Origin of the sequence: Mesorhizobium sp. M0244, from assembly GCF_040321795.1 — a bacterium.
GTDB lineage: Bacteria > Pseudomonadota > Alphaproteobacteria > Rhizobiales > Rhizobiaceae > Mesorhizobium.
Window position 1 is genome coordinate 15,551 of record NZ_JAMYSE010000072.1, and the last position, 16,630, is coordinate 32,180.

The following is a 16,630-nucleotide window of genomic DNA, read 5'->3' on the forward strand; positions in this document are numbered from 1 at the left end:
TCGCGCTCGCAAGCCAGTTAACGAACATGGTGAACCGTTCGTAAACCATTTGTGCCTACGGTCTCCACCAGGGTCAGAAGCGTTCTGGCAAGGGGCGTAAGCAGGCGACATGGTCGTTTCGCATTTCCTGAAATGGATCCACACGGCGAAGGTGTCGGAGCGCGCTGCGGCGGCAAGCGCGCTGGCTCGCGCCTATGTCGACTCGGACCTGCCTTTCGAGGACCGCTGCGCGGCGGAGGCGGCGCTGACGCTGCTGCTCGACGATGCGTCGTCGAAGGTGCGGCTGGCGATCGCCGAAGCGCTTTCCATGAGCCATCATGCGCCGCTGCAGATCGTCAGCGCGCTGGCGTCCGACCAGCCTGAAGTGGCCGCTTTGGTACTGGCACGCTCGCCGCTGCTTACCGATGCAGACCTGATCGACCGGGTCGCCAGCGGCCAGAAGGCGACGCAGAAGGTGATCGCCGACCGGCCGCGCGTCTCGATGTCGGTAGCGGCAGCGATCGCCGAGATTGGCGAGCCCGAAGCCTGCGCCACGTTGCTCGCCAACAGCGGCGCCGACATTGCATCTGTCAGCTTTCGCCGCATGGCCGAGCGGCACGGCCATCTGCCTCTGGTGCGCGAGGCGCTGATCGCCGACGCGCGTCTGCCCGCCGACTGCCGGCATATGCTGCTGGTCAAGCTCGGCGAGACGCTCAAGGGGTCGCCGCTGGTGCTGGCGCTGATGGGCGCCGCCAGGGCCGAGCGCGTCACGCGCGATGCCTGCGTCAAGGCTTCGGTGACACTGATCGAAGGCACGCGGGCAGAGGAACATACCGCGCTTGTCGAGCATCTGCGCCTGCGCGGCGACCTGACCGCAAGCTTCATCATCCGCACCATCGCGCATGGCAAGGTCGACTTCTTCGGCTCGGCACTGGTCGCGCTCAGCCAGCAATCCGAGCAACGCGTTAGGGCGCTGCTGGCCGGCGGCCACGACGTGGCGTTGCAGGCACTGTTCCGCAGTGCCGGGCTTGCCGCCGCCACCCACGCCATCATCCTGCGTGCGCTGAAGGTCTGGCGTGAGGTCGCCAATGGCAAGCGCCTCGCCGGCGTGCAGGAAGTCAGTTGGCTGATGCTGAAGGAATTGGGCGGGCAGTCGGCCGAAGGCGATCTCGCCGGGCTGGTCAAGTCGATCCATCTCGACGCGCTGCGCGAAAACGCACGCGGGCACGCACTGGCGATTGCTGCTGCCTAGCACAAACTTAAAGCTTTAGGACTGGCCGGTTGGCTTGCCTGCCGTTGTAGGCGCAAAAAAGTGGTCCTATGTTTGAGTATGCGCCATTTAGCTTCAAAAAGCCTCACGGTTCCGGCCGAAATCAAGCCGTTGATTGACGAGATCAGGGTTCGCTTGAATCCTGATTCTATATGGCTGTTCGGCAGTCGAGCGCGAGGCGACAATCGCCCTGACAGCGACTGGGATATTCTCGTTGCTTTGCCTGACGACGCTCAGCCGGAACTACTTGATCCGCTCGTCGGCTGGACCGTTCAGCATGAAGTCGGAATTCCTGCCACGATCCTTGCCACTACGGCGAGCGAATTGGCCGCAAGCTGGGGTTCGCGAAACACGATTGCTTATGATGTTGCTCGGAAAGGGCACCGGTTAGATATCTGACCACCGGACCATCGCCAGTGCGCTTCGATTGGCGAATGGATGTATCAGGGATGCACGTCTTCTCGCTGAATCCGGGTCCAGAAATGCGGCTTATCTGAGTGAGCAGGGCGATCGAGCAGGTTGTCCGGGCGCTGGCGACTTCGGAGGCTGTTCATATCGAACGTCACGACGCACATCAGCTCGATAAAGTTGTGAGGTGATTCCCGGACGACCATGCTGAGAAGGCGGCATTGAACTCAGTCGTATGGCTGGGAGCCTACGCGACCACTTTTCGATATACATTGCCTTCCGGCCAGATACCTCGCGCACCTGATCGCGCGAAACTTCAGGAAGCCATCGACAACATCTCGGACCTTATTTTACGGGTAGCGAAGCATTTCGGGGTCGATCTTGGCGATGAAACAAAGCCGGCCCGAGTGGTCGCGCCGATGCGAAAGCTGTAGCGCAGAGAACGAGGCCAATATGGCAGCGATCTAGCTAAACCCGGTCTTTCGCGAAAAAGTCTGGAAAATCCTCGATCGCGGCGGCGATGATGCGCAGCGAGGCGGCGATCTGCAGCATTTCGGCGGCGTCGCTTCGTTCAGCGATACCGGCTGCATATTGCCTGGCGACGGTGGCAGTCGCAGTCCGCGGTTCGCCGGGCCGCCGGAACAGCAGTTCGCGCGCCAGCCCGCGCAGGAAATTGGTCATGGAAAGTGCTGTTTCGGATGGGATCGTGGAACTTTGCTGCGCGTTGCGCAGCCGCAGGATTTCGAGGCCGGCGGTAACGGCAGCAATGCCGCCGCCGAGAACGGCGTCGCCTTCCTTGCCGGCGTTCTGCAGCAGTGGCATCAACTGGTTGATCCGGTCGTAGGCAAGGCTTTCGAAAGCCGATCGCCGCGGCAGGCGGTCATGCAGGCAAAGGCGTGCAAGATCTTCGCGCATTGCTTGCAGGATGCGGTTGATGGTGACCCAAGGGTCGGCGGGCAGCACGACGGCGAAGACGCCGATCGCCAGAAGAATACCAACCAGGATCGATGCCGAACCGGCGAGGAACGGCAACGGATCGTAGGTCATCGCCTGATGCGGGCTAAGGAAGGCGAGGAAATTTATGGCGAAGGCCGTCGCCACACCGATATAGCGCGGATTGGCCATCCCCAGTGCAGCCGGCACCAGGATCGGCACGACGAAGACCATGAACCAGCCGAAGCCGGGCAAAGCGGGAAGCGCCAGCTGGCCGACGAGAAACGCAAAGGGCAGGGCCAGCAACGTGCCCTCGAAGAAGCTCCACGCCGACCGGATCGGATCAGGACGAGCGGCGAACAGGCTGGAGCCGACCGCACCCAGAATGACCGTGCCCGCCGCATCCGACCATTTCGTCGTCAGCCAGAAGGCGGCGACCAGGAGCGTGGCGACTGCGGCACGCACGGCGTTGCGCGATGCCGCACGGTAGTCGCGGTGCACCACCAGCGCCGGCTGCCGCCGTTCGCGACTGGCACGGGGCGAGGGGGAGCGGAGTGCGTCCAGGCCGCGCAGCACTTGCTGCATGGCTTCGGCGAAGTCGGCGGCAATGGTGAGGCGTGTGACCGTGCCAACCCTGTCATTGTCATGCCCGGGGCCTTGCCCTGCCGCGATGTCCGGCATCTGCCGCGCCTTGTAGACGATTGCGTCGAGCCGCGCCACCCAGGGCGCCGTGTCGTCCAGCGCGCCCGGCTTGGCTGCCAGTTCGCCGACGAGAGCCCGCAGTTCGCTGCGCACCGGAATAAGGGCTGCATTCTTCGGCGCGGCATGGGCATGCAGCGCACGCGCCGCCGACAGGGCCGACAGAAGCTGGCCGATGGTACGCCGGACCGGATAGGCGCGGGTGGCGAGGCTCGGCCCTTCCAGCCTTGCATAGGCGCGCATTTCGCCCAGCGTCTGGACGTCGCCGATCAGCTTGCGGTGCAGCCCGGCAAGCCTTTCCGCATCGCCGCCGGAAAAAGCACCGTCCGCGTAGGCTGCCAGGTCGAGAATGCTGCGCTTCAGTCTCGAGACGATGGCATCGGCGGCCAATTTCGGCAGGATCAGCCGGCTGGTCAGGGCGGCGCAGACGATGCCAAGAACGATTTCCGCACAGCGCGCCAGGGCGAGATCGACAACGAGGTGCGGCTGTCCGAACGCCGGCAGACCGATGATCATCGCGGTGTAGCCGGCAAGGGCGGCACCATAGGCTTCCGGATTGCGCAGTAGTGACCAGCGTGCAGATGCCGATCCAGATAGCAAGAACGGTAACCAGCAGCCACGGACTGGCACCGAAAACAGTGGTTATGCCGATCGCCGCCAGCGCGCCGGCAAGCGTGCCGAGCAGACGATAAAACCCCTTCGCCAGCACCATGCCGGCGACCGGCTGGGCGACGATGAACACCGTCATCATCGCCCATTGCGGGTGGTCGAGCTTCAGCGCATAGGCGGCCAAAAGCGCGATGAGACCGGCCGAAACGGTGCGTAGGGCAAAGATCCAGTCCGAGCGCGTCGGCCGCGTCAGGCCAGCGATCCGCGTGCCGATACCGTCCTTCAGCCGCGCCCAGGTCACGTGCTCGTCTCCAGCTCAGAAGGGCAAGCTAGCGGCGGGGGCTCAGATATCCAGCACTTCCGTCTCGGCGAATTCCGCGCGTTCCTGGATGAAGCGGAAACGGGCGTCGGGCTTGGTCCCCATCAACGCGTCGACCGCATCCTTGGTCGCCGCCTCGGCGTCGATGACGTCGACCCGGAGCAGCGTGCGCTTCCTCGGGTCCATGGTGGTTTCCTTGAGCTGGGCGGCCATCATTTCGCCCAGTCCCTTGAAGCGGCCGATTTCGACCTTGCCGCGCCCGGTGAATTCGGTGCGCAGAAGTTCGTCCTTGTGCGCATCGTTGCGGGCGTAGGCGACCTTGCCGCCTTGCCGGATCGAGTAGAGCGGCGGCACCGCCAGATAGAGATGGCCGCCGCGGACCAGGCTCGGCATCTCCTGGTAGAAGAAGGTGATCAGCAGCGAAGCGATATGGGCGCCATCGACGTCGGCGTCGGTCATGATGATGACCCGGTCGTAACGCAGGTCCTCGTCGCGGTATCTCGAGCGCGTGCCGCAGCCCAAGGCCTGGATCAGGTCGGATATCTGCTGGTTGCCGGCAAGCTTGTCGTTGCCGGCGCTGGCGACGTTGAGGATCTTGCCGCGCAGGGGCAGCACCGCCTGGCTGGCGCGGTCGCGCGCCTGCTTCGCCGAGCCACCGGCCGAATCGCCTTCGACGATGAACAATTCGGCCCCGGCGGCGGCATTCTGCGTGCAATCGGCGAGCTTGCCGGGCAGGCGCAATTTGCGCACCGCGCTCTTGCGCGAAACTTCCTTTTCCTGGCGGCGGCGCACCCGCTCGTCGGCGCGCGCGATCACCCATTCGAGCAGCTTGGAGGCTTCCTGGGGATTGTCGGCCAGCCAATGGTCGAACGGGTCGCGGATGGCGCTTTCGACAATACGGATCGCCTCGATCGTCGCCAGCCTGTCCTTGGTCTGGCCGACGAACTCCGGCTCGCGGATGAACACCGACAGCATGCCGGCCGCCGAGATCATCACATCCTCGGAGGTGACGATCGAAGCGCGCTTGTTGCCGACCAGATCGGCATAGGCGCGCAAGCCGCGCGTCAGCACGTTGCGAAACCCGGCCTCGTGCGTGCCGCCTTCGGCGGTCGGAATGGTGTTGCAATAGGAATTTATAAAACCGTCGCCGCCGAACCAGGTCACCGCCCATTCGAGCGAACCGTGGCCGCCTTGCTTCTCGCTCTTGCCGGCGAACATTTCACGAGTCACCTGGAATTCGTCGCCGAGCGAGGCTTTCAGATAGTCTTTGAGGCCGCCCGGAAAATGGAACTCGGCCTTGGCCGGCGTGGTGTCCTTTTCCTTGATCAGCGATGGATCGCAGGTCCAGCGGATTTCGACACCGCCGAACAGATAGGCCTTTGAGCGCGCCATGCGGTAGAGCCGCGCCGGCTCGAACGCCGCGCCCTTGCCGAAAATCTGTTCGTCGGGATGGAAGCGGATCTTCGTGCCGCGGCGGTTGTGCACCTCGCCGAGTTGCTCCAGGCCGGTGACCGGAATACCGCGCGAGAATTTTTGCCGATAAAGTTTCCTTCCCAGCGCGACCTCGACTTCGAGATGGTCCGACAGCGCGTTGACGACAGATACGCCGACGCCGTGCAGGCCGCCGGACGTCTCGTAAACCTTGCTGTCGAACTTGCCGCCCGAATGCAGCGTCGTCATGATGAGTTCGAGCGCCGGCTTCTTGAATTTCGGGTGCGGATCGACCGGGATGCCGCGGCCATTGTCGGTGACCGTCAGGTATCCGTCTGCGGACAGCTCGACATCGATGAACGTCGCATGGCCGGCGACCGCCTCGTCCATCGAATTGTCGATGACTTCGGCGAACAGATGGTGCATCGCCTTGTCGTCGGTGCCGCCAATGTACATCCCCGGGCGGCGCCGCACTGGCTCAAGCCCTTCCAGCACCTCGATATCGGCGGCACTATAGCTCTCGCTGGCATCGCGGGCTGGCGGGCGCTTCGTCGCCTGCACCAGCGGGTCGGCCGGGCGCGCGGTAGCGCGAGCTGGCTGCGGCGGCTTTTCCGGATTGCCGAAAAGATCGTTGCTGTCGTCCATGCTGGTCCTGGATTCCGATGCTGCGAATCACCCCCGATACTGCCACGCTTTTCGCGGGCAGGCGACGGAGGTTCCTGTTACGTTCGAGGATAGAGCCTCTTACTGCAAAACCATTCGACAACCAAGCGGCGGAAATGGGGTCGAGGCTTGGAGCATCGACGTTTTGTAAACCCTGTCCGAAGGTTACGCCGCAAGGTTGGCTGAAAAACGATATCCGCGGAGTGTCGCTGACCTAGAATGCAGCGGAACCCTCGAGAGGCTGTCGCCTAAGCATGTTGGATTACAGTTCGCTCCTGCTCGCGGCGGCGCTGTCGGGCACGTGTCTCAGCATCACCATGTTTGCGATCTGGTTCACCGCGCCACAGGCACGGTTTGTGCTGACGGTGGCGTGTGGCATTCTCATGCTCGTCGCACATGTGGTCTTGTTTTGGCATTACGCAAGGGATCCTAGCCCCTGGCTTTGCCAGATCGTGCTTGCGCTTCTCAGCCTGGGCTTCCTGATTATCTGCCTGTCGGCCATGCAATATCTCAGCATACGCGACTACAGGCGCGCGGTTCTGCCGACCTTGATTGCGATGGCTGTTTGCGCGGGCGCGACGTATCTCGGGTTTGATGGTATCGGCTTCATTGTCACCTACGCGACGGTAACGGCGCTGCTCTCGCTCATTGGGGTGATGTTCTGGATCAAGGGTGGCCACGATCGTCGGATATTGCTGGTCGTCTCGTTCCTGAGCGGCGTCTGTGCGCTGTCCTTCGGACTTTGCGGCGCGGTTCTGCTAATCAAGGGCCAATGGGTGCTCGGCGTTGCGCCCGACAATTGGGCCGAGCGGGTGAATTCCGTCGTAGCCGTCGCCTGCATGACGGGGTTTGGTGCATTGACGCTCTCCCTGCACCATTTGCAGGCGCAGATCGAATTGAAGGCCGAGACGATGACCGATCCATTGACCGGGCTGATGAACCGGCGGGCGTTGACGGCACTCTACGGTGACCGGGCTTTCGGTCCGTTCATGTCCGTCGCCATGTTCGATCTCGACCATTTCAAGAGGACGAACGACGTATTCGGTCACCCGGTCGGCGACCAGGTTCTGCGCCGCTTTGCCGCCGTCATCAGGAAATACGCCAGGACCGGAGTCGACGCCTTCCGGCTGGGCGGCGAGGAATTCGTGCTCGTCATGTCGCGGATGACGGAAGAGAAGGCCTATGACATAGCGAGCAAGATCAGCGTCGCCTTCGGCACGGAAGTCGTGGCCACCCAGCTTGGTCCGTTGCGAAGCACAGTCAGTGGCGGCATCGGCTTTGGTGCGACGAGCGGCACCGGTCTCGACGATGTGTTGGCCGAAGCCGACGCCGCACTCTATGCGGCAAAGCGCGCCGGGCGAAATCGCGTCGTCGCCCAGGACAAGGCGAGCAAGGCCGAGGGGCCGGCCTTGCGTTCTGCCTGATTGCTACTCCGCAGCACCCAGATATTCCGACAGCGGCGGGCAGGAGCAGACCAGGTTGCGGTCGCCGGCGACGTTGTCGATGCGTGAGACCGGCGGCCAGTATTTTGCCGCAGTATCGGCATCACCGGCGGGGTAGGCCGCCTCCAGGCGCGAATAGGGATGGGTCCACTGGCCGGCCAGCGCCTCGGCGGCGGTATGCGGCGCATTGACCAGCGGATTGTCGGCCAGGGGCCATTCGCCTTTCGCCACCTTGGCCGCCTCGCCCGATATCGCGATCATCGCATCGCAGAAGCGATCGAGCTCGCTCTTGGGCTCGGACTCGGTCGGCTCGACCATCAGCGTGCCGGCCACCGGAAACGACATGGTCGGCGCATGGAAACCATAGTCGATCAACCGCTTGGCGACGTCGTCGACGCTGATGCCGGCACTGTCCTTGAGCACGCGGGTGTCGAGGATGCATTCATGCGCAACGCGTCCGTGCCTGCCTTTGTAGAGCACCGGGAAATGCGCTTCGAGCCGCGTCGCCACATAGTTAGCGGAAATGATCGCCGTCTCGGTCGCCTGCTTCAGGCCGGAAGCGCCCATCATACGGATATACATCCAGGTGATCGGCAGGATCGACGCGCTGCCGAACGGTGCAGCCGACACGGCATGGCCCGAGCCTTCGGTGACGTGGCCGGGCAGATACGGCTTCAGATGCGCCTTGACGCCGATCGGGCCGACGCCGGGACCACCGCCGCCATGCGGGATGCAGAAGGTCTTGTGCAGGTTCATGTGGCAGACATCGGCGCCGATGTCACCCGGCCGAGCGAGGCCGACCAGCGCGTTGAGATTGGCGCCGTCGAAATAGACCTGGCCGCCATGCTCATGGATAAGGGCGCAGAGGTCGCGCGCGCCTTCCTCGAAGACGCCATGCGTCGAGGGATAGGTAAACATCAGCGCCGCGAGGTCTTGCGCATGCTCGGCCGCCTTGGCCTTCAGATCGTCGACGTCGATGTTGCCGTCTTCGGTGCAGCGCACGACGACGACGCTCATGCCGGCCATCGCCGCACTCGCCGGATTGGTGCCATGCGCGGATGACGGGATCAGACAGACCGTGCGGTGGCCTTCGCCGCGTGAGCGGTGGTAGCCGCGAATGGCGAGCAGCCCGGCATATTCGCCCTGACTGCCGGCATTGGGCTGCAAGGTCACGGCATCAAAACCAGTGATCTCCGCCAGCCAGCCTTCCAGCTCGTCAATCATGGCGCGGTAGCCGGCCGAGTGGCTTGCCGGCGCGAAGGGATGCAAATTGGCGACATCAGGCCAGCTTACCGGCATCATCTCGGCGGCGGCGTTGAGCTTCATGGTGCAGGAGCCGAGCGGGATCATGGCGCGGTCAAGCGCCAGGTCCTTGTCGGCCAGCCGGCGCAGGAAGCGCATCATTTCGGTTTCCGAACGGTTGTCGTGGAAGACGGGCTGGGTGAGGAACTCGTTGCCGCGCGGTTTTCCTGGCATGGAATTGCCGGCGGCAACGTCGGCCTTGGCGCTGAACAGCGTGGCAATCGCCTCCAGATCGGCCTCGGTGGAGGTCTCGTCGAAGCTGATACCGATATGGTCGGCGTCGATGAGGCGCAGCAACCGGCCGGTCTTTTCAGCAGCGTCGGCGAGCGCGCCGGCTTTGCCCTTTACTTCCACTGTCACCGTGTCGAAACGGCTTTCGCCAAGTATCGAAACGCCTGCTGCCTTAAGGCCGGCGGCAAGGCGGTCGGCCAGTGCGTGGACGCGGCCGGCAATCGCCTGAAGCCCGGCTGGGCCATGCCATATCGCATAGGCCGTCGCCATGTTGGCGAGCAGCGCCTGTGCGGTGCAGATGTTGGAGGTCGCCTTGTCGCGGCGGATATGCTGCTCGCGTGTCTGCAAAGCGAGGCGATATCCGGGACGGCCCTTGCTGTCCGTCGACTGGCCGACGAGCCGGCCGGGCATCAGCCGCGTCAGCCTGTCGGAGACGGCGCAATAGGCGGCATGCGGCCCGCCAAAGCCCATCGGCACGCCAAAACGCTGCATCGGGCCGACGGCGATGTCGGCGCCAAGCTTGGCCGGCGCATCGGTCAGCGTCAGGCCCAACGGGTCGGCAATGAAGACGACCAGCGCGCCGGCAGCGCGGGCCTTTTCGATCGCTGCCTTGTGATTGCCATAGACGCCGAACGTGTCCGGCCAGGAGACCAACAGGGCGGCGGTGTTGTCGTCGATCACCTCGCCGTCTACCTCGATGCCCAGCGGCTCGGCGCGGGTGCGCACCACGTCGAGCGTCTGCGGATGCGGCGTGCCGGCGAGCGCCACCTTGGTCCGCTTGTCGCGATGATGGCGCAGCGCGATGCCGACCGCTTCGGCCACCGCCGTCGCCTCGTCGAGCAGCGAGGCCGACGCCACCGGCAGGCCGGTCAGTTCGGCGACCAGCGTCTGGAAGTTGAACAGCATTTCCAGCCGGCCCTGGCTGATCTCGGCCTGGTAGGGCGTGTAGGCGGTATACCAGGCCGGGTTCTCGAACAGATTGCGCTGGATTACCGGCGGCACGTGGACGCCATGATAGCCGGTACCGATGAAGCTCTTCAGCATGGTGTTTTTCGCCATCGTCGCCGCGAGCTCCGCCAGCGCTTCCGCTTCGCTTGCGGGGGCGGGCAGGGCCAATGGACGGTCGAGCCGGATCGACTTCGGCACTGCCTGGCTGATCAGCGTCTCGACTGAGGGAACGCCGATCGTGGCCAGCATGGCTCTGACGTCATTGAGGCCTGGGCCGATATGGCGAGCCGAGAAGGGGTAGGGTGCTGCGGTCATGTTCAATGTCCTGGTCGTGTCATCAGCCGATATGCGCCTGGTAGGCCGCCTCATCGAGCAGGCCTTCGAGTTGGCTCTCATTGGCCAGCTTCATCTTCCACAACCAGCCGTCGCCGGTCGCCGCCGAATTGACGAGCGAAGGATCCGATGACAGCGAGGTATTGGCCTCGGTGATCTCGCCGTCGACCGGCGCATAGACGTCCGATGCCGCCTTGACCGATTCGACCACCACTGCGGTGTCGCCCTTGGCCAGTTTTCTGCCCAATTCCGGCAGTTCGACGAAGACGAGATCGCCGAGCTGCTGCTGTGCGTAGTCGGTGATGCCGACGGTGGCGATGCCGCCCTCGACGCGAAGCCATTCGTGATCTTCGGTGAAATAGGTCTTTGCCATGAAGTTCATCCTTTGCGGTAGCGATGGGGCGTGAAGGGCAAGGGGTGGATGTCGACCGGGATTTTCGTCCCGCGGACATCGGCGAACAGTTTTGCGCCGGATTTGGCAAGCGGCGTCTGGACGTAGCCCATGGCGACCGGATGACCGGCCGAGGGGCCGAAGCCGCCTGAGGTGACATGGCCGGCAGGATTGCCGTCGGCATCGAAAAGGGCAGCACCGGCGCGCACCGGCTGGCGGCCGTCCGGCTTCAAACCGACGCGTTTTTGCGCCGGGCCGCGCTCCAGGATGGCGCGCAATGCATCGCCGCCGATGAAGGCCCCAGAGGCGCGAACCTCCTTGGGGATGGCCCACATCAGCCCGGCACTGGCCGGATCGATCTCCGGCGTGATGTCCAGACCGTGCAGGCACAGCCCTGCTTCGAGCCGCAAACTGTCGCGGGCGGCAAGGCCGATCCACATCACACGTTCGTCCTCGAGCAGCCTGGCGACGAGAGTTCTTGCGTCCGCCTCGGGCAGACCGATCTCGAAACCGTCTTCGCCGGTGTAGCCAGACCGGCTCATGAACCATTTTTCGCGCGGCTCGATGCCGTGCATGAACACCAGCGACCCGGTCTCGATGCCGGCGCGCGAAAGGGCGGCCCACGCCGCAGGGCCCTGGATGGCCAGGAAGACGCGATCGAGCGCGTCCACTTTCACATCGCCCCCGGCCAGCGCGCGCAGATGCTTTTCGTCGGCGGCGGCGTTGCCGGCATTGGCGACCATCATGAAGCGCTCGGCGTCGAGCCTGGTGACGATCAGATCGTCGAGTATTCCGGCGGCCTCGTTGAGGAAGAACGTGTATTTGGATTGGGAAATCTCAAGCGCGCCGGCATCGAACGGGCAGGCGCGGTTCAGAAGTGCTGCGGCGCCCGGACCGCTGATTTCGAACAGCTTCATGTGCGAGATGTCGAACAGACCGGCATGCTCGCGGCTGTGAAGGTGCTCTTTCATCACGCCGGCCGGATAAGTCAGCGGCATCGACCAGCCGGCGAAGGCGCCGAAACGCGCACCGGCTGCCATGTGCAGATCTTCGAGGGGAAGGTGTTTGGTGTCGCCCGTCATGTCATCTCCAGAGTCGCACGCAAGCGGCCGCAAATGGCGACCAGTCCGTGCCCCTCTGTCTGAAGCCTGAGAGACTCGCGCCCCGTAACTCTGTCGGCAGCGCTTACACCTTCGGCGCGGGGGCAAGCCCCGACTTTCCAGAGTGTCTTTCCCGTCTACGGTTCTTTTGCCTGAGAGATTTCGGGCGATTTCCCCTTCGGCGGCAGCTCTCGCTGCTCTCTCCCGCAAACAGGTAGGACTCGGTTAAGAGCCCTCGACGCGCCATCCATAGCCTGTGGACGACACCTTGTCACCTGCCGGCGACATTTTACTAACAAGCCCTCTTTGCGGGCCTTCTTATAGGCAAGCCTTCGCTAACCACGCCGCTTGCCGGTTTCTCAAGACCTTGCAGATATACCGGATGAGGACCGGCAATTGCCGGGCGCGGGCGGGGAACAAAAATGGGCGAACTGATCATGAGCGCGCCGGTGGCCGGGCTGACCTCGAAAAATCGGATCACGGCCGAAGACGTGATCATGCTGCGCCGCGAAGTGTTCGGCGACGGCGTGGTAACGCGCGGCGAGGCCGAGGCGCTGTTTGCGCTCGACGCGACGGCGAGGGACAAATGCGCGGAATGGCCTGAGTTTTTCGTCGAGGCCGTCACCGACTTCATCGTCCACCAGGAAAAGCCGGCGGGCTATGTCTCGCAGGAGAATGCCGACTGGCTGGTCCGGACGATTTCGCGCGACGGCATGGTCGACAGCCGGACCGAGCTCGAGCTGCTGGTGCATGTGCTGGAAGTTGCCAAATCATCGCCGAGCACGCTTTCCAGCTATGCGCTGGAGCAGGTCGCTCATGCGGTCGTGGACGGCAAGGGGCCGCTCATGACCGGCGGCAGACTTATCCCTGGGTCGATTGCCAAGGCTGAGGTCGAGCTGTTGCGCCGCATCCTTTACGCCTATGGCGGCGATGGCAACATCGCCATCAGCCGCGCCGAGGCCGAGGTGCTGTTCAAGATCAACGAGCGGACAAAGGCGGCCGACAACGATCCGGCGTGGAACGATCTGTTCGTCAAGGCGATCGCCAATTTCGTCATGTGTTCGGCCGGCTACGAAGCGCCGGTGCGCGACGTGGCGCTGCGCCGGGATTCCTTCTTTGAGCACTCCGATCCGGAGATCGGCGGTTTCTTCAGCCGCATGGTGTCGGGCGGCCTGTCCGGCATCATGGAAGTCTATCACTCGCCGGGCGACGTCGAGGCCGAGTGGGAAGCGAAGAACAAGGCAGCCGAGGCACTGGCCCGTCGCGCCGAGACGGTCGATGCCGGCGAGGCGAAATGGCTAGCTGAACACATAGGCGACCGGCCGTTGCAGGAGAACGAGCGTGCGTTGCTGACGATGATCAAGCACGCCTCGCCGGAAATCCATCCGGCGCTGAAGCCGCTGATCGACAAGGTGGCCTGAGAAAAAGGCACTAAGCCATTGAGCGCAACGGCCGCATCAGATGCCGCCGTACCAGTCGTAGCCATTGTCCTCCCAATAGCCGCCTCTGCCGCCGCCGAGATTGGCGAAGCCGTCGACGAGCTCGATCTTGTATAGGTATTTCGGCATCTTATAGCCGAGCTGGCGCTCGACGCGGACGCGCAGCGGTGCGCCGTTCTCGACCGGCAACGGCTTGCCGTTGAGCCCATAGGCAAGGATTGTCTGCGGATGACGGGCATCGATCAGGTCGATCGAGCCGTAATATTTGATATCCCCGGCGAGGCTGCGATCGATCGTGTCGAGGCAGTGGAACATGAGGTAGCGTGCCTGCGGCTTGACCACCGCCAGATCGAGCACCAACGACAGCGGCGTGCCGGTCCATTTGGCAATGCAGCTCCAGCCTTCGACGCAATCGTGGCGGGTGATCTGCGTGCGGCTCGGCATGTTCGTCAGCTGCTCGCGGCTCAGCGACAGCGGCTTTTCGACGAGGCCGGAAACCTCGAGCCGCCAGTCGGCGAAATTGTTGGCGAGCAGGCCCTTATAGTAATCGTCGTCAGGCGCGGTAATGCCGTTCGGCCGCTGCGGCTGGCGAATGTCGGCCTCGGTGAATTCCGGCGCCAGCGCGTCACGGCCGGCAAGCAGCCGCTGCGCCCGCCAGGTCAGGCCGTTGGCGCTTTCGAGAAAGCTGCGCAGGCCGTCACCGACGCCAAGCTGGCTGTCGAAGGCGTCGCAGCCCGACAGCATGATGCCGGAAAGGCCGAGGCTGGCCGAGCTCAGGAATTTTCTGCGGCTGATCTCAAATTTAGCCATGTCAGGCACTCCTTTCTGGCGCTTTGTCGCCAGGCGCCGGCGGATCGGTGCGGTACCAGCCAGTGACGATCGAACGCAGCTCGTTGAGCGGGCCGGCGGCCAGGATCATCAGGATATGGATGACGAAGAAGGCGACGAGCAGCAGCATCACCACGAAATGAATGGTGCGCGCCGTCTGCCGGCCGCCGAGCAGGTCGTTCAGGAACGGCAGCACCGAGTTCATGCTGGGCGACATCGCCAGGCCGGTGATGATCATCAGCGGCAGCAGCACGAACAGCACCCCGCCATAGGCCATTTTCTGCAGCGTGTTGTATTCGCGCGTGTGGTGGAACCTGAGCTTGGCGTGCTCGACGATGTCTCGCGGCAAGCGCCTGATATCATCGAGGCGCGGCGCAAGATCGCGGCGCAAATGGCCGTTGATCAGGCTGGCGACCAGCCAGACCAGCAGCGTGGTGGTCAGCACCCAGGCAAAGAAGAAATGAACGACGCGCGCGGTGCCGAGGTCGTAATAGGAAGGGATCGTCGCCCAGGACGGGAAGGCGCGGGACGTCTCTTGGCCGGCCAGACCCGACCAGCCGAGCACGCCGGTTGTATCGAAGCGCTTGCCGAAGATCTCGGTGTAGCCGCGCGGGCCAGTCGCCGTATTCTCGGCGCCAATGGCGAAGATGGTGTTGTTGTATCCGAAGCCGGACTCCTTGCCGATGTAGAGCTGTGGGCGGGCGTTGAAGATCTGCAGGCCGGAAAGCAGCATGAAAAACAGCGCGATCGCCCACAGCCAGTGCGTCAGCCGCGTCCAGCGCGACTGCCGATAGATCAGCGTCGCATCGCTCGGCGCGGCGGTATCTGCTCCGGCGGCTTGGTTTCTGGCAAGCGATTCCATCTGTTTTGTTCCTTCCGGCGGCGCGGTTCGCCACGGGCTGTCAGATCTCTTCTCCTCCCAATACGTCCCCGGCCAAAGCGATGTTTCACCCGATCACGGATTTATTACGGACTGCCGAGGCTGACGGCGAGGTTGACCGCGGCCGCAACGATGACCGTGTTGAAGAAGAACGACAGGATCGAATGCACAAGCACGACACGGCGCATTTGCGAGGTCGTGATGTTGGTGTCGGCGGTTTGCGCCGTCATGCCGATCACTGTCGCAAAATAGAGGAAATCCGAGCCTTCCGGCCGTTTGCCGCCCGGGAAGTCGAGGCCGCCGACCGGTGTCTTCTTTTTGGTTTCGGTGTCTATCGCATCGCCATCCATCCAGTAGAGATGCGCGTAATGAAGTGCCGCCATGGCATGGATAGTAAACCAGCCCAGCGGGATTGACAGCAGCGCGACCGTAAGTTCGACGGAATCCGCGCTTTTCTCCCTATTGATCAATTGAAACAAGGAGATGATGGCAATACCGACGACGACCAAGGTCACGGCGAAGATGGCCAGCACGGGCAGGTCCGTGTCGCGCGCATTCTTGCGCAGATAGCTGCCGGTGAGCCGTGGCATGTGGGTGACGACAAGAATGATATAGGCGGCAAACACATTCGCGCCGATCGAGTAGGCAAGCGGCGCGCGCCAGATCAGCGCCGCGCCAAAGGCTGCCACGCCGATGCAGGCCGACACGGCGAAGTGCATGTGCCGCTGCATTGGTATCCTGTTCGGCGTACCGGTCGTCATGGTTTTAGTCCGCTGTGGCGGATTTCAGCGCCCGCCGCAAGATGCGGTCGAGCTCGCTAAGAAACCGCGAGCGATCCTGCGGCGCGAAACTCGAATTGTAGCCCTTGCTTTCGCCGGTCTCGCGCAGATGCTGCTTGAGATCGCGCATCGCCACCGCCATGCCGATCGTTTCCGGCGTAAACGGGCGTCCCGTCGGGCCGAGCACATGGGCGCCAAGCGCCACCGCGCGGGCGGCAAGCGGGATATCGGCGGTCACCACGATGTCGTTGGGCCGGGCATTGTCGACGATCCAGTCGTCGGCGGCGGCGGCGCCCTTGGAGACGACGACATTGCGGATCATCGGATCGCGCGACGGACGCAAGCCGCCATTGGAGACGAAGGTGATGACGATGCCGTGCCGCTCGGCAACCTTTTCGACCTCGGTCTTCACCGGACAGGCATCGGCATCGACGAGAATAGCGGGTGCGGGCATCGTTTCTCCAAATGTGAAAGAGCCGGGCGACGTCGCCCGGCTCAATCGATGATATTCGAGCGGCTACTAGGCCGGCAACGCGCCGGACTTCTTCGCCGTCCAGGTGGCGATGTAGTCCATCAGGCCGGGATTGAGGCAGTCATAGGGTTCGAGGCCGATCGACTTCAGCTGCGAACGGATGCCGTCCATGCG

The 16,630-nt window shown here is 63.5% G+C and carries 12 protein-coding genes, 2 pseudogenes and 1 riboswitch; of the genes and pseudogenes, 4 read left to right on the forward strand and 10 right to left on the reverse strand.

The features are described from left to right. The first annotated feature begins 109 nt into the window (after positions 1-109). Positions 110-1,231: a DUF2336 domain-containing protein gene (locus tag NKJ08_RS29065; RefSeq protein WP_352530445.1), complete on the forward strand. Its 1,122-nt coding sequence runs from the start codon at positions 110-112 to the stop codon at positions 1,229-1,231. Between the two features lie 78 nt (positions 1,232-1,309). Continuing rightward, a complete protein-coding gene (locus NKJ08_RS29070) occupies positions 1,310-1,648 on the forward strand; it encodes a nucleotidyltransferase domain-containing protein (protein ID WP_352530471.1) in 339 nt (112 codons plus the stop codon). Positions 1,649-2,125: 477 nt separating this feature from the next. On the opposite strand, the pseudogene NKJ08_RS29075 reads toward NKJ08_RS29070, so the two are convergent. Further along, positions 2,126-4,199, reverse strand: a pseudogene (locus NKJ08_RS29075) (FUSC family protein). Positions 4,200-4,241: 42 nt separating this feature from the next. Then, complete coding sequence (parE, locus tag NKJ08_RS29080; RefSeq protein ID WP_352530449.1) at positions 4,242-6,293, reverse strand: DNA topoisomerase IV subunit B; 2,052 nt, start codon at positions 6,291-6,293, stop codon at positions 4,242-4,244. Positions 6,294-6,565: 272 nt separating this feature from the next. Here parE and NKJ08_RS29085 point away from each other — a divergent pair, with 272 nt between their 5' ends. Continuing rightward, complete coding sequence (locus NKJ08_RS29085) at positions 6,566-7,735, forward strand: GGDEF domain-containing protein (protein WP_352530451.1); 1,170 nt, start codon at positions 6,566-6,568, stop codon at positions 7,733-7,735. A gap of 3 nt (positions 7,736-7,738) precedes the next feature. On the opposite strand, the gene gcvP is transcribed toward NKJ08_RS29085, so the two are convergent. From gcvP to gcvT, 3 genes are read right to left on the reverse strand one after another with little or no spacing between them, the layout of a single operon-like run. Beyond that, positions 7,739-10,549, reverse strand: coding sequence for an aminomethyl-transferring glycine dehydrogenase (gcvP, locus tag NKJ08_RS29090; RefSeq protein WP_352530453.1), 2,811 nt, complete (start codon positions 10,547-10,549; stop codon positions 7,739-7,741). Between the two features lie 22 nt (positions 10,550-10,571). After that, the gene (gcvH, locus tag NKJ08_RS29095; RefSeq protein WP_352530455.1) at positions 10,572-10,940 is read right to left on the reverse strand and encodes a glycine cleavage system protein GcvH; all 369 of its coding nucleotides are present in this window, start codon (positions 10,938-10,940) and stop codon (positions 10,572-10,574) included. Positions 10,941-10,945: 5 nt separating this feature from the next. Continuing rightward, positions 10,946-12,040 carry a glycine cleavage system aminomethyltransferase GcvT gene (gene gcvT / locus NKJ08_RS29100; RefSeq protein ID WP_352530457.1) on the reverse strand — a complete coding sequence of 365 codons (1,095 nt, stop codon included), beginning with the start codon at positions 12,038-12,040 and terminating at the stop codon, positions 10,946-10,948. Positions 12,041-12,188: 148 nt separating this feature from the next. Then, positions 12,189-12,275: riboswitch (glycine riboswitch) on the reverse strand. Positions 12,276-12,480: 205 nt separating this feature from the next. Here gcvT and NKJ08_RS29105 point away from each other — a divergent pair. Next, a complete protein-coding gene (locus NKJ08_RS29105) occupies positions 12,481-13,479 on the forward strand; it encodes a hypothetical protein (RefSeq protein ID WP_352530459.1) in 999 nt (332 codons plus the stop codon). A 36-nt stretch (positions 13,480-13,515) separates the two neighbouring features. Here NKJ08_RS29105 and NKJ08_RS29110 read toward each other — a convergent pair whose 3' ends face one another. From NKJ08_RS29110 to NKJ08_RS29130, 5 genes and pseudogenes are all read right to left on the reverse strand, one after another. Next, entirely contained in the window at positions 13,516-14,307 is a 792-nt protein-coding gene (locus NKJ08_RS29110) for a molybdopterin-binding protein (protein ID WP_352530461.1), read from the reverse strand. A gap of 1 nt (position 14,308) precedes the next feature. Beyond that, positions 14,309-15,187: a cytochrome b/b6 domain-containing protein gene (locus tag NKJ08_RS29115; RefSeq protein ID WP_352530463.1), complete on the reverse strand. Its 879-nt coding sequence runs from the start codon at positions 15,185-15,187 to the stop codon at positions 14,309-14,311. Positions 15,188-15,291: 104 nt separating this feature from the next. Beyond that, positions 15,292-15,966: a DUF1345 domain-containing protein gene (locus NKJ08_RS29120; protein ID WP_352784591.1), complete on the reverse strand. Its 675-nt coding sequence runs from the start codon at positions 15,964-15,966 to the stop codon at positions 15,292-15,294. Positions 15,967-15,970: 4 nt separating this feature from the next. Next, positions 15,971-16,438, reverse strand: coding sequence for a YaiI/YqxD family protein (locus NKJ08_RS29125; RefSeq protein ID WP_352784593.1), 468 nt, complete (start codon positions 16,436-16,438; stop codon positions 15,971-15,973). A 66-nt stretch (positions 16,439-16,504) separates the two neighbouring features. After that, positions 16,505-16,630, reverse strand: a pseudogene (locus NKJ08_RS29130) (S-(hydroxymethyl)glutathione synthase); the annotation flags it as partial.

What these genes read in the sequence shown, in the direction of transcription:
- NKJ08_RS29065 (WP_352530445.1), top strand. Translation starts at nt 110, where the DNA reads ATGGTCGTTTCGCATTTCCTGAAATGGATCCACACGGCGAAGGTGTCG.
- NKJ08_RS29115 (WP_352530463.1), bottom strand. Translation starts at nt 15,187, where the DNA reads ATGGAATCGCTTGCCAGAAACCAAGCCGCCGGAGCAGATACCGCCGCG.
- gcvH (WP_352530455.1), bottom strand. Translation starts at nt 10,940, where the DNA reads ATGGCAAAGACCTATTTCACCGAAGATCACGAATGGCTTCGCGTCGAG.
- gcvP (WP_352530453.1), bottom strand. Translation starts at nt 10,549, where the DNA reads ATGACCGCAGCACCCTACCCCTTCTCGGCTCGCCATATCGGCCCAGGC.
- gcvT (WP_352530457.1), bottom strand. Translation starts at nt 12,040, where the DNA reads ATGACGGGCGACACCAAACACCTTCCCCTCGAAGATCTGCACATGGCA.
- NKJ08_RS29110 (WP_352530461.1), bottom strand. Translation starts at nt 14,307, where the DNA reads ATGGCTAAATTTGAGATCAGCCGCAGAAAATTCCTGAGCTCGGCCAGC.
- NKJ08_RS29070 (WP_352530471.1), top strand. Translation starts at nt 1,310, where the DNA reads ATGCGCCATTTAGCTTCAAAAAGCCTCACGGTTCCGGCCGAAATCAAG.
- NKJ08_RS29125 (WP_352784593.1), bottom strand. Translation starts at nt 16,438, where the DNA reads ATGCCCGCACCCGCTATTCTCGTCGATGCCGATGCCTGTCCGGTGAAG.
- NKJ08_RS29085 (WP_352530451.1), top strand. Translation starts at nt 6,566, where the DNA reads ATGTTGGATTACAGTTCGCTCCTGCTCGCGGCGGCGCTGTCGGGCACG.
- NKJ08_RS29105 (WP_352530459.1), top strand. Translation starts at nt 12,481, where the DNA reads ATGGGCGAACTGATCATGAGCGCGCCGGTGGCCGGGCTGACCTCGAAA.
- NKJ08_RS29120 (WP_352784591.1), bottom strand. Translation starts at nt 15,966, where the DNA reads ATGACGACCGGTACGCCGAACAGGATACCAATGCAGCGGCACATGCAC.
- parE (WP_352530449.1), bottom strand. Translation starts at nt 6,293, where the DNA reads ATGGACGACAGCAACGATCTTTTCGGCAATCCGGAAAAGCCGCCGCAG.